Source organism: Symbiopectobacterium sp. (assembly GCF_047692315.1).
Lineage (GTDB): Bacteria > Pseudomonadota > Gammaproteobacteria > Enterobacterales > Enterobacteriaceae > Symbiopectobacterium.
In genome coordinates this window covers 33,387-46,428 of the sequence record NZ_JBLLJS010000001.1, presented here as the reverse complement: position 1 = coordinate 46,428, position 13,042 = coordinate 33,387, and the positions used below count along the sequence as shown (strand labels likewise).

The following is a 13,042-nucleotide window of genomic DNA, read 5'->3' as shown; positions in this document are numbered from 1 at the left end:
CGCGAGACAATAATCCCAAAAATCAACAATGCCATAGGTAATAACGTTGCCTTATGGTATAACTTCGTTACAAGTTATCCCTCATTTTTATCAACACCCCCGCGTCGCTGGCGCGAGGGTGTTGCTTTATAAATGCGGTTCACTTTTTCTCTTGATATTGTTTTTTCATATAAGCAGCACGTGTTTATATCCCTATGAAACCTTGGTCTTATTGCCATGACGTCACGATGTTACCGTCATGGCTTTATCAGGGTTATGTTTTACCAACCTACTGGAGAGGAGTATGACGAAACCTAACCTGACTATCAGCGAGCTGGATGCGGAACGCCTGGATCGGCTGTTGGAACAACCCGCGTTTGCGGGCACACTGATTGTACAAGCGTTGAATGAGGAGCTGGAATCGTGCCGAGATTTTGCCCTCAGAGGAAATCCCGTCAGATGTCGTTACCATGAACAGTCGGGTATGCTTTCGCGATTTAAACACTAACGAAGAGCACACCCGAACACTGGTTTATCCTGCCGCCATGCAAGACAGCAAGGAACAACTTTCCGTGATGGCGCCGCTCGGCGCAGCCCTGCTGGGTCTGCGCGTAGGAAATACCATCACCTAGCAATTGCATAACGGTACAGAAACTCGCGTAGAAGTACTGGAATTGCTCTATCAGCCTGAGGCCGCTGGCGAATATCATCGCTAAGCACGCGCCCACTGCCCTGATTTCAGGGCAGTAATGTCTCCTTCAGAACGGCCACAATAACGACCAGCTCGTCAGTTTATCCGCCAGACCCTGCCACCAAACGCGTGATATCAGATGACTAGCCTTCCTGCGAGGCTCGGTGAGAGATTCCCCTTTTGCCGTTAAGGACTCCCAGGCAGCCCAGCGTACATCAAAGACAAAATCCCGCTGCATCACGTCGCGCAATATCATCAGGCTACGCGGATCCGACTCAGCGCACAATTGTGCCACCAGCGCCAGCCGCTTGCGAAAATCCGTTTTATCCTGCGCCAATCGCTGCGCGAGCTCGGCATCAAACGCGCTGCCGGGCATTGGCATTCCCTGTTTCCTCGACATTCCGTTGTCTAACCTGGCCGTCAGATTATATTCCGGCGATCTTCATACTGGGCAACAGCGCCGAACCACACTGGATATTGCTGCGGGTTTCAATGTCATCCCCCAGAGTCACAATGTCGCGTAGCATAGTTTTCAGGTTACCGGCGATGGTGATTTCACTCACCGGATACTGAATTTCACCATTCTCCACCCAGAATCCTGACGCCCCGCGAGAATAATCGCCGGTAACCGCGCTAACCCCTTGCCCCATCAGCTCGGTGACCAGCAACCCTTTATCCATCTGCTTGAGCATCTGTTTGAAATTCAGTCCCTGACCCGCAATACGCCAGTTGTGGATACCACCGGCGTGACCCGTGCTCTTCATGCCAAGTTTACGCGCCGCGTAGCTGGTCAACAGCCAGGTTTGCAGCACGCCATCTTTAACGATTTCTCGCTGCGCGGTACGTACCCCTTCACTGTCGAACGGGGTAGACGCCAGCCCTTTACGCAGATGTGGCAGTTCTTCGATGGTGAGCCATTCCGGCAGAATCTGCTGGCCCAGTTTATCGAGCAGGAAGGTCGATTTACGGTACACATTGCCACCGCTGATAGCGCCCACCAGATGGCCGAACAGGCCGGTGGCCACTTCTGCGACAAACATCACCGGTGCCCCCATGGTGGGAAGCTTACGCGGCGACAGGCGCGACAGCGTGCGGCGTGCGCACTCTTCCCCTACCCACTCCGGGCTTTGCAAATCGTCCAGCGCGCGCCCTACCGTGTAAGCGTAATCACGCTCCATATCGCCGTTCACTTCGGCAATCACGCAGCTCGACATGGAGTGACGGCTCGACAGATAGCTTTGCAGCAGGCCGTGGCTGTTGCCAAATACTTTGATACCGTAGTGGCTGTTGAAACTGCCGCCTTCGGTATTGGTGATGCGCGCATCTGCTTTTAGCGCCGCCTGCTCGGCGCGTGCGGCCAGTTCAATGCCTTTTTCCGCATCCAACGTGGCCGGGTGAAACAGGTCAAGATCGGGCGCATCGAACGCCAGCAGTTCTTTTTCTGCCGGGCCAGAAAAGGGATCGGGCGAGGTGTAACGGGCAATATCCAGCGCAGCCTGCACGGTGCGGGCAATGGCCACCGGGCTCAGATCGGTCGATGACGCACTGCCTTTACGCTGCTGATGGTATACGGTAATCCCCAACGCGCCATCGCTGTTAAACTCCACATTTTCAACCTCGCCGTAGCGCGTACTGACGCTGATCCCTGTGGTTTTGGAAATGGCCACCTCTGCCGCATCTGAACCGGCACGAGCCAGCTCCAACGCCTGTGCGACTGCCTGCTCCAATGCTTTACGCTGTTCTGCAACCTGAGTGATTATTGTCATCGTTCTGCCATACTGAGTTAAAAGCCGTTCAGAAGCCGGGAAATGGAGTCTGCCTTGCCCCGCTTCTGTGCCTAAAGGTGTATGCTTGAGTCTAACAGGATATCAGGATATCAGGATATCAGGATAATTTCGCAAAAAGCCCAAACCTGTTAGGATCGGCGTCTTTTTTATGGCGTTAACCGCGTCACATGCCCGAACTGTTACGGAAAGAGATGATGAATAAACACCCTGAAGAGTGGCTGGACGACGTACTGGACCCGCACGCCGAAGATGATGAGATCATCTGGGTCAGCAAAAGTGAAATCAAACGCGATGCGGAAGCGCTGAAAGATCTCGGCGTTGAGCTGATTGAGCTCGGCAAAAATGCTCTGGAGCGCATCCCAATGGATGACGATCTGCGTGCGGCTATCGAACTGGCACAGCGCATCAAAAAAGAGGGCCGTCGCCGTCAGGTGCAACTGATCGGTAAACTGCTGCGCGCCCGCGATCCAGAGCCGATTAAAATCGCGCTGGACAAGCTGAAGAACCGCCACAATCAGCAGGTTGCCCTGTTTCACAAACTGGAACAGCTGCGCGACAGGCTGATTGAGGAAGGGGATGATGCGATCCCGGATATTCTGGCACTTTATCCGACCGCTGACCGCCAGCAGTTGCGTTCACTGGTGCGCAATGCGCAAAAAGAGAAAGCCGCCAACAAGCCACCCAAGTCTTACCGCCAGATTTTTCAATATCTGCGCGAGCTGGCTGAAGAGCAGGCTTGATCGCCCCGTGGTGGAGTCGACGTCAGTGTTACTCCATCAGCGCATGCTGATAGCGGTGCAGTATCTCCGTGATACGACCGACCTACCGATCTCCGGCGCGATCTGGCGCTGGCGTAGCGCAACCTGATACTCATCCAGTGTAGTCAGTAACTGGGTAAAAGCATGGCGTCGACGGATATCCCGGCGCGCCTCGCTGACCTGCTCTGCCGCCTGACGAATACGGCGGTGAAACGCCGAAAGTTCAGTGTCCATAGGAAGAACCAGTTGTCGCATACGCTGATGCAGAATAATCAGCGACAACGCCAGACGATATTTGGCGATATCGTTAGGGAATAGGGTCAGCAGCAAATAGAGCTGCTGATAAAGCGCAGGCAAATGGTTCTCACGCCGTTTGGTCGGGTTGGTGGTCAAGGCCGATACCGCACTGTAAACAAAGCGGTTAAGCAGCTCCTGCCCGGTACGGGCACGCGAATTATCGCGAATCAACAAGATCACCAGCCACGCCAGCAGGCAACCGATAATCTGCCCGATCGCGCTATCCAGAAAGTGGCTGAGATTAAACGTCATCGGGTTATCCAGCACCAGAATATTGATGGTGCTGGCCAGCGCGCCCAGAGATCCCATGCGCCGTTTTTGCACCTCAATGCCAATAACAAAGGCCATAATGCCCAGGCTGAGGCACAGCAACAACATACTTTGCTGCGTGGACGGCAGCACAAGCATGAACAACAGCGATCCCAACGGCAAGGCATAGACCGTTCCGACCAGGAAATCGACCGCCATGCGTTTCGGGTTAGGCAGGCGCATCGCCAACGCCGTCACCACGGCAATCATCACCATACAGGCGCTGCCTGATGTCCAGCCGGTGATAAGCCAAAATAAACACCCCACCGCTGTCGCAACCCCGGTACGCCAGCCGTTGATCATCGCGTGATGGCGCTCAGCCGACGCCGCTTTTACCATCACCTCATCGAGCAACAAATCGCCCTCAACCTGCGTCAAGCGGGCGTTGGTCTGAATCCCTTTTGCCAGCAGCAGATAGCACGTCGCGGCAGCCACCCAGCCAATCAGCGTCGGCGGCACACTCTGGCGCTCCCCCGCCGCAATGGCGTGGCGCAGCTGTTTCACCCGCTTACGCACATCTGCCATGGATTCTACCGGCGCATCAATCAGCAGCGCCAGACTGGTTCTTAGCGGCTCGGGTTTATCCTGTAATACCAGATAGGTTTCACACGCTTGAGTAATCAAGGTAAAAGATTGCGCCAGCAGCGCCTTGATGCGGCGATGACTATTTTGCCAACGTGCCGATTCCAGCAACAGTGGGTTGCCCATGCTGCCCAGTGCGGTACTTTTACGCACCGGCAGCGTCAATCTCTTCACGCGTTGCGCCACGGATGCACATTTGCAGCAAGTGATAGTGATCCAGCATCAGCCCTTCCAGACTGCTGTCGATATGCTGCTTGATAGAGCGCGGCGTGAACAGCAAATCGGCCACAATCGCACAGACGATGCCCAGGACAATTTCACTACAGCGCTCAACGGCGAATTGCGGCGTCAACAATGGCGCACTCTGGGTAGAGACGATAATGATTAATGCGGTATAACCCGCCAGACCCCATACGTAGGCATTTTCCACTTTCACCAGCGATGACACCCAGGTGCAGAATCCCGCCCAAATGCAGCACAGCAGCATCACCACGGGCGCACGAATGGTAGCGATAATAATCACCAGCGCACCGATACAACCGATAAAGGTGCCTACAATGCGTAATATCCCGCGATGCCGAATCGCCCCAGAAAAGGGATCACTACCCGCAGCGAAAGCTGGGCCTGCCGCGACAATAGCCACAGTGAGCACTGACCAACGTGGCGTTTCCAACTGAAAGTGAAAACCGAGAAACAGCGACAGCACTACGGCAAAGCTGAGCTTGCAGGCAAAGCGTCAGTGGGGAAAAGCAGGCATTTTCATCATGGCCTCGCCTTAGCCAAACTCACGCAGCCGATAGAGCAAACGAATCAACGGTGAAGGCTGCTTGTTTTGCGGGGCGTCTGCCTGCGTGATCACCACGGTCGCCGTGGTGCCCGCCGGATAAGGAGTATCACGCTGTTGATCCAGCTGGAGCCTCACCGGCACGCGCTGTGCCAGTCGCCCCCATTCCAGATTAGCATCCACGGTCGCCAACCCTTTGCTGTCTACGTTGGCGCTGCTGTTGGTGATCGCCACCTCCACGCTGTCGACCGTGCCGTAGAACAGTTGATCGCTGCCGAGCGGCGTGATCTCGACCCGATCGCCGGGATGAACACTCGCCAGCTTGGTCTCTTTCATATAGGCCACCAGATAGAACGAGCCCTTTTTCACCAGCGCCACAGCCGTTGCACCGCGTGTGATGTATTCACCACGCTGCACGTTGAGGTTGGTTACCCATCCGTCTGCCGGTGCGCGGATCACGGTACGTTCCAGATCCAGCTTCGCCAGTACCAGCGTTGCTTGTGCCTTGGCTAACTGATGCTGCGCGGTTTCCAGCGCGCTGCCAGACTGATCGATAGCTTCTTGCGACATCGCCTGTACGCCGAGGCGCGTACGCCGTCCGGACTCGCGCCGTTTTTCATTCACCAGCGCCAGATAGTAATCCACATCTGCCTGTGCCTCCTGAAAACGGGGCGGGTCGATAACGAAAAGCACATCGCCTTTTTTACCTGCTGATTGTCATGCACCAGCACTTCGGTCAGCAGCCCGCTGACATCAGGCGCAATCGCCACGACATCCGCGCTGAATTTTGCATCTCGCGTCCAGGGTGATTCGGTGTAGAACGCCCAGACGCGCAGCAGCGCAACGGCAGCCAGCAACAGCACGCACAGCGTGATACCCACACGCAGCAGCTTTTTCGTTATCAGCGTGACGAAAGGAAATTTTATAGCAAGGGTTTTCACATTGACCTCAAAGGGAGCAGCGAAAGATCAGATAAAACAGGCAGCAAAACAGTGCGGTATTGAATAGCGCCGGATGCCATACCACGTCATAGATGCCAGTGGGCTGCAAAACACGGTTCAGCACAAAAAACAGCGCCAGCGATACCAGCAGCACGAAGAATACGGGCGGGAATGACAGGCCAAACAGCACCATAACCGGGAGTGAACTCATCCTCTTTTCCTTTTCATTTCAATTGACGAATAAACGATACCGACCGCGTCGCCGTAGACACAGGCATGAGGGTTCATTACCAACGACGACACCAGCCTGTCAGCCATCAAAGCTAAAAGGCATGAAGGGCGTTACACAGATCAAGAGAGATTGCAGGTTGTTTAGTAGAAACGAACGCGACCTGTTACCTAACGGAAACAAGCACAGCGCTGTACACACGCAAGGATAATTTGCCACTCAAAGTGCAACTCTGCATCAATTATATGACGGAGTATTTTAAGAACGTTGCACAGATTTATCAAAGTCATAGAGAAGAGACGCTGGGGAAATTATCATTAACACAAGCATGGTTTAATCTGAAAGTAAAATCCGGTATAGATTATTTTCACTTCGCCCTCGTTATAGTGAAGTTTATTTAACTGGGGGTTCTTATGACAACAGCATTGAATATTTCAGGGAATTGGTTTTCAAGAACGATTACACTTAATGAAATAGAAGGGATAAAAAATGCCAAAAATTCAAATGAAATAAAAAGCCTTTGGGGTAAGATTGCAGACTGGTTTTGTGGAACCGATAAAGAAAATGCCAAAAAGGCTTTATTTGAACTGATAAACAATGATGATACCAATATAAAAATCGACGCGTTTAAAGGCGCATTCACCTATACCAGAACTGCGATAAATGATACCTCGTTTACCGTCAATCTGTCTATTAGCGCCTTGCTATCCACTGGAGAGATCGCTACAGAGGGAAAAACCGTCAGCCTGAATGATCACATCACGACGTTCACTCCAGAATATTTTATCGAGCGCGATATTCATCTGGAACAAGTAAAAAAAGACATACCAAGAAGTGAGATATATTTTTGTCATGACGCGATCAATCATGAACGTATCACAGTTGACATGCCGCCACAGATTGTTAATAACATATCAGAAGAACAGAGAAAATCGTTAAATGTTGCACTCTCTTAAATTGGCGTTATCGATATCAAAAACCAAATTAACCACCACGCAAAAGAGATGTCGCTGCTCGGTGATCCAAATAAAAAATTATATCTTTCCTTAGAGAGCCAAGGAAAAGTCACCGTCGAAATACATATAATTAAAAACCTTGATACTGAAAAACACCAGGTTTATCAAGCAATGTGTCCTGAATCTAAATATCCCTGTCTATACGCAAAAGCCCGTATTGATATCGACATAAACGGCAATTGCAATATCTCTGACATTATCCTCTCACACCCGGGAATTGAGTAGTCACCGTCACGCGTTTTCATAGCAGCATGACGGTGGGGGGCGCGGGCTTACGCCATGCCCCCCACCGTCATGCTGTCCAGTTTCAGCGTCGGTTGTCCAACCCCTACCGGCAGGCTTTGGCCCTCTTTGCCACACACGCCAACGCCTTTATCCAGCGCCAGATCGTTACCCACCATGGATATCTGCTGCATCGCTTCGATGCCGGAGCCAATCAGGGTTGCCCCTTTAACTGGCGCGGTGACTTTGCCATTCTCAATCAGATAGGCTTCGGAGGTTGAGAACACAAACTTGCCGGAAGTGATATCCACCTGACCGCCGCCAAAGTTTGGCGCATAAAGACCGTATTCTACGCTGGCGATAATCTCTTCCGGCGTCGATTTGCCTGCCAACATGTAGGTGTTGGTCATGCGCGGCATCGGCAAATGGGCATAAGACTCGCGCCGACCATTACCGGTGGGTGCAACGCCCATCAAACGCGCGTTGAGCTTGTCCTGCATGTAGCCTTTCAGCACGCCGTTCTCAATCAACACGTTGTACTGCCCGGCCACACCTTCGTCATCCATCGCCAGAGAACCGCGGCGTCCTTCCAGCGTGCCGTCATCTACCACGGAGCAGAGTTCAGAGGCCACCAGTTTGCCCATCTGCCCGCTGAATACCGACGTGCCACGGCGGTTAAAATCCCCTTCCAGCCCGTGCCCGACGGCTTCATGCAGCAATACGCCCGGCCAACCCGCGCCCAGCACCACCGGCATGGTACCCGCAGGCGCGGCAACAGCGGAAAGGTTGACCAGCGCCATGCGCACCGCCTCTTTCGCCCAGGCTTCCACCCGCGCTTCGCCATCCACGACTTGCCAGAAGTAGTCGTAACCCACACGCGCCCCGCCGCCGCTCGCACCACGTTCACGCTTTCCATCCTGCTCGACCAGCACGCTAATCGACAAGCGCACCAGCGGGCGCACATCGGCTGCCAGCGTGCCATCCGTTGCCGCCACCAGCACGTGTTCGTAGACGCCGGTCAGGCTGACGCTCACTTCCTGCACACGCGAATCAGCAGCGCGCGCCACGCTATCAGCCCGTTGCAGCAGCGCGATCTTGTCTTCACGGCTCAGGCTGTCCAGAGGGTTGAGCTGCGGATACAACGCCCGGTGAACGCTTTCTCCCAAAGTACGAACGCTGCCATTTCCCTGCTCGCGCACGATGCTGCGTGCCGCTTGTGCGCTTTGATGCAGCGCATTGAGGGTAATCTGATCGGCGTAGGCAAACCCGGTTTTTTCCCCGCTTACCACCCGAATACCGACCCCTTGATCGATATTGTAGGAACCATCTTTGATGATGCGGTCTTCCAGCACCCAGGATTCATGATAACTGGATTGGAAATAGAGATCGGCGTAATCCAGGCGACGTTCATTCAATACCTCTAACACCGAGAACAGGTCTTGCTGGCTCAAGCTGTTAGCAGTGAGTAACTGTTCACTGACAAACGAAAGACTCATATTTTTTCCACTTTAGTTCACATGAAACCGATGAATAAATGGCACGGAGCCATCAATATGCCGGCGCATTAACGCCGTTCCTGCGCCGCACTTTTCTGCGGTTCGCGCAGGACTTCCTTAATCGTAGGCTGATCCAGACTGCCATGAATCTGGTAACGAATCAGCGAGATTTTGTTCCAGAGTGGTGCCAGCACTTTGCTGGCCGCGAACACGGCGGCACCGATCACCGGGTTGACCACAAAGGCGGTAGCCACCCCAACCGTGGCAGAAATTTCCGGTGCAATCACCGCTTCCATCGCGATCTGCCGGTTAGCCAGATCGACGCAGCCCTTCATGGCGATATCGGCTTCCAATCCGTCCACCAGCAGATCGTTGGTATGCAACACGCCGTCTTTAATCCAGGCCGTGCTGCGGATAGAATCAAAATAGAAGCCTTTACCGAAAGTATCGCTAAAATCAAACTGCAATTTGCGCAGCAGCGCATCAAAGCTCACCAGCCGCAGCAAGCGCCCTGCCTGACCCGTACCGGCATTGACCATGTCTCCCTTACCAATGCGGGTGTGCAAAATACCGCTCAGGCTTGCCAGATGCGGTGCCCACGGCGAACCGCGCCAGTAGAGATCATAGTCAATATCAAAGGTTGCTGCGCGCAGTGGAGTATCAATACTAAACCAGTCAGCATTTTGCTCCAGCGTGCCACCGGTCAAACGCCCTTTGAGTGCAGTGCGAACCCCCTCAGCATTCTCCTGCCAACTGCCGCTGGCGGTCAGCTTGGCTTTGCCGGTATCGATCATTCCGTCGCTCAGGATCAGCTTATCTTTTTCCGGTTGCAGCGTCGCCGTGATTTGGCCCAGATTCTGCCCCGCTATCCAACATTCCCGACAGGCAAGCTGCAATGCGGGCCAATCTTCAAAGCGAATGCTAGGATCGTTGAGCGGTGATTTCTTCTCCGCCAGAGCCACGGGATTGGTCGCTTCATCCCCTTTCCACTGCGGGTTGTAATAGAGATAGCGGATATCAGCACGCCACATTCCGCTCTGCGGAATCGTCAAACTAGCATCAATCTCACGCCCAGTGGCGTGAATTTCATTGCCCCGCGGCGTATTGCGGCTATTGAGTACCACATCATGCCACTGCTGACCCAACAGTTGCAGCGCTGGCGTACGCAGCGTCACGCTTTCCGGCACATGGATACTGCTTTGCGTCCCTTTGCGCAATGCCGCATCGCCACGCAGGGCGGGCAGCAGCGCTAACCAGCGCTCGGCATCCAACGAAGGCAGGGCCAACGCCTCCGGCAGCGCAGGTGGCGTCTGTGCACCCTGCTGCCAGACAGCGCGTGCGAGAGTCAGCGCATCGCCACGCAGCAACCACTGGCTGTTAAACTGCGCGTTTTTTCCCAGACTGCCCGAGAGCGCAAACCCTTTGAGACCCCCTTTAGCGGCGATCTTGAGCGGTAACGCCGCTCCCTGCGCTTTGTTGAACGGCTCAGGTAAGCGAGTACTTACATTTTTTAAATCGGCATCAACGGTGACTTCATAGGTCTCCGTGCCCTTATGAGGCAGATTCACCGTCACATCGCTACGCCAGGCCGCCGTTCCCGACAGCGCGCTTTGCAATGATTTTGGCAGACCGGGGAACTGCGCAGGGGTCCATTCACCGTTTAACCCCACCTTTACCAGAAACGCCTTTTCCTGCTCTTCGGTGTTGAAACTGAACGTAACAGGCTGACCTAGCCAGTTAGCCGCAATGACATCGCTGCTCAGAGTGCCATTGCGGTAATGAAAACGTCCGTTAAGCTGTTTCAGCGTGCTGTTCAGCGGCTTGATATACAAGCTGTTATTACTGAGTTGAATATCACCGCTTGCTTCCACCTCGCCGTGTGCAAGGGGAATATCAAGGTGCAGCGTGCCATTGACGTTGCCGCCAATTTGCAGTTGCTTTAACGCGCTCCCCACGCTGTCTTTGAGCGGCGTTTGCTCAAAGTAATGGCCGACATCTGGCCCTTCGCCCTGAAGCTCGCCGTCAATCAGCAATTTTTCTTTACTGTAGTCAGGAATAGCGGCAAGGATATTTCTTCCGGCCACATTCCCTAGCTGGGCAGAAGGTGCAGACATCCAAAGGCCGTTGTTGGCAAAATTGAGATCGATATCCAGCGGTGATAGCGCGGGCCAGCCGGGCCTAAACTCAAAGGTGGCAGCGCGCAGCGGCACCCACACCTGAAACTGGCCTTCATGATGTTCGAAGGGGAAATGCGACGGATTACCGGCAAAAACCAGCGTGGCGTTGTCGACGTGTCCACCTTTTAACGCACCGGTAAGGTATTCAACCAGTTCCGTGCCCATCAACGGTTCCGGGAAGTAACGCCAGGCGTCAGACGCATTGGTTAACCGAATTCCCGCCAGGATATCCAGACGTGGCTCCCCACTCACCGGGTGGCGGTACTGAAAATCTCCCTGAACCTGTAGCGCACGCGCCTGCACATTCAGCCCTTTACTCCACACTTCCCAGCCGTCGGCAGCATTGCTCCAGTCTACCGCGCCGCCTGCCTGCTGAATCTCGAACGGTGCACGAAACTGATTGCCGCTGGGCAGTACACTTTGCGGCAGCGCAAACGTTATGCGTCCGCGCGCTACGCTACCACTGAGCGTGCCAGACACCTTTTCACCGCCCGGCAGCCACTCCCACGCTTTCCAGCGCAGATCGCGCCATGCCGCCTGAAAACGGCTTTGTTCTGGCTGTTTTAAGGGAATATCGAGTGCCAGCTGCGTCAGAAGCCCTTCGGGTTGCAGCGCCTCCCAGCGCGTTTTAAGCTCAGGGGTCACCGAGGACAACAACGGCGGCAGGTCGCGCAACCGCGCCAGACTCAACTCACTGGCACGCACCCGCAACATGTCTTGCTGTCCAGTAGACGGCGCGGGTAGCCAGCCAGCCGCCAGACTTCCCTTCGGCCAGGCAATGCCATCCGTTGCCAGATTCAAGACAGGCACGGTCACCTGCCAGCCCTCATCCTGTCGCGTGGCGTGCAGCGCCATATCGTCGACGCTCAAACGATGGGTAATTTCCCCGTCTTTCCAGGCCGCCGTGCCCTGCGCCAAAAAAACATCGCTGGCGAACAGCTCCCCGTTGCGCACCTGCAACCAGGCCGCCAGATTGAAATTGGCACTCTCCAGCCCGGTATTGTTTTTTAACCAGCGGCTGATCCAGGGCTTCATATCAATATTGTCGGCTTGCAGATACACGGTGCCGTCGTTCAATCGCCCTTGTATATCCTGCAAATCCATCCTGACCTGCACCACACCGTGCTGCCCATTGAAACTCGACAAACTGATTTGTCCTTCGGCACGGTGTCGATTGTTGCGGTTCAACCAGGTCAATTGCGGGATGGCGAGTTCAGCGCGATCGCCAGAAGGCATGAGAAAGGAGAGATGGCTGTCGCGCAGATCGAAGTGATCGAACTGTTGCAGGAACAGCGTGCTAAGACGATCGGACTCGATCAGGCTACCGTCTGCCCGTTGCCCGGTCAGCGTGGCATCCAGTGTCAGATGCATGCGGTGAAAAGTCAGATCGCGAAACTGCCAGCGCGCATGCAGCAGTGACTGCCACACATCCAGCGCCAGAGTAATCCGCTCCGCCTGCCAGCGCGCGGCTGGCGAAGCGCTTTTCAAATCGTCGATAACAAGCGTAGGCCCGAAAGATTCCCAACTGCCTGAAAGGAGGCCCGCTTCAACCGATACGCCCGTCGTCGACGCAACCCACGCCATGATTTGCGGCCGAAAATGATCGAGCTGCGGCATCGCTAATCGTAAACCACTGACCAGCAGCGCCACGACAACAACGATCGTGGCGCCCGTAATCAGCAGTAGGCCGGGCAGTCGCCTCACACTATTCTCCTTGATCTTCGTCGCAGGCGACGCGGGGAAGTCATTATTATAAGGTGTTCATTGACGTAGG

7 protein-coding genes and 4 pseudogenes are annotated in these 13,042 nt (G+C 54.5%); 4 read left to right on the top strand and 7 right to left on the bottom strand.

What is annotated here, in order from left to right:
* The first annotated feature begins 283 nt into the window (after positions 1 to 283).
* A pseudogene (gene rnk / locus ACMZI0_RS00265) lies at positions 284 to 695 on the top strand (nucleoside diphosphate kinase regulator).
* A gap of 42 nt (positions 696 to 737) precedes the next feature.
* On the opposite strand, the gene ACMZI0_RS00260 reads toward rnk, so the two are convergent.
* Together ACMZI0_RS00260 and pmbA are read right to left on the bottom strand one after the other, a co-directional pair.
* The gene (locus ACMZI0_RS00260) at positions 738 to 1,052 is read right to left on the bottom strand and encodes a hypothetical protein (RefSeq protein WP_415671516.1); all 315 of its coding nucleotides are present in this window, start codon (positions 1,050 to 1,052) and stop codon (positions 738 to 740) included.
* Positions 1,053 to 1,095: 43 nt separating this feature from the next.
* A complete protein-coding gene (pmbA, locus tag ACMZI0_RS00255; RefSeq protein ID WP_415671515.1) occupies positions 1,096 to 2,436 on the bottom strand; it encodes a metalloprotease PmbA in 1,341 nt (446 codons plus the stop codon).
* Between the two features lie 215 nt (positions 2,437 to 2,651).
* On the opposite strand from pmbA, the gene yjgA reads away from it, so the two are divergent.
* Entirely contained in the window at positions 2,652 to 3,197 is a 546-nt protein-coding gene (gene yjgA, locus ACMZI0_RS00250) for a ribosome biogenesis factor YjgA (protein WP_415671548.1), read from the top strand.
* A 28-nt stretch (positions 3,198 to 3,225) separates the two neighbouring features.
* On the opposite strand, the pseudogene aaeB reads toward yjgA, so the two are convergent.
* From aaeB to aaeX, 3 genes and pseudogenes are all read right to left on the bottom strand, one after another.
* Positions 3,226 to 5,109 (bottom strand): annotated as a pseudogene (gene aaeB / locus ACMZI0_RS00245) (p-hydroxybenzoic acid efflux pump subunit AaeB).
* A gap of 69 nt (positions 5,110 to 5,178) precedes the next feature.
* Positions 5,179 to 6,113 (bottom strand): annotated as a pseudogene (gene aaeA / locus ACMZI0_RS00240) (p-hydroxybenzoic acid efflux pump subunit AaeA).
* A gap of 22 nt (positions 6,114 to 6,135) precedes the next feature.
* Positions 6,136 to 6,339 (bottom strand): p-hydroxybenzoic acid efflux pump operon protein AaeX, encoded by a 204-nt coding sequence (aaeX, locus tag ACMZI0_RS00235; RefSeq protein ID WP_415671514.1) that lies wholly within the window; start codon positions 6,337 to 6,339, stop codon positions 6,136 to 6,138.
* A 206-nt stretch (positions 6,340 to 6,545) separates the two neighbouring features.
* Here aaeX and ACMZI0_RS00230 point away from each other — a divergent pair.
* Both ACMZI0_RS00230 and ACMZI0_RS00225 read left to right on the top strand, forming a co-directional pair.
* A pseudogene (locus tag ACMZI0_RS00230) lies at positions 6,546 to 6,650 on the top strand (transcriptional regulator); the annotation flags it as partial.
* A gap of 120 nt (positions 6,651 to 6,770) precedes the next feature.
* Positions 6,771 to 7,313, top strand: a complete 543-nt coding sequence (locus tag ACMZI0_RS00225; RefSeq protein ID WP_415671513.1) for a hypothetical protein — start codon at positions 6,771 to 6,773, stop codon at positions 7,311 to 7,313.
* 332 nt (positions 7,314 to 7,645) lie between these two features.
* Here the strand turns inward: ACMZI0_RS00225 and tldD are convergent, their stop codons facing one another.
* Together tldD and yhdP are read right to left on the bottom strand one after the other, a co-directional pair.
* Positions 7,646 to 9,091, bottom strand: coding sequence for a metalloprotease TldD (gene tldD / locus ACMZI0_RS00220; protein WP_415671512.1), 1,446 nt, complete (start codon positions 9,089 to 9,091; stop codon positions 7,646 to 7,648).
* 68 nt (positions 9,092 to 9,159) lie between these two features.
* Positions 9,160 to 12,972 carry an AsmA2 domain-containing protein YhdP gene (yhdP, locus tag ACMZI0_RS00215; protein WP_415671511.1) on the bottom strand — a complete coding sequence of 1,271 codons (3,813 nt, stop codon included), beginning with the start codon at positions 12,970 to 12,972 and terminating at the stop codon, positions 9,160 to 9,162.
* Positions 12,973 to 13,042: the final 70 nt, after the last annotated feature.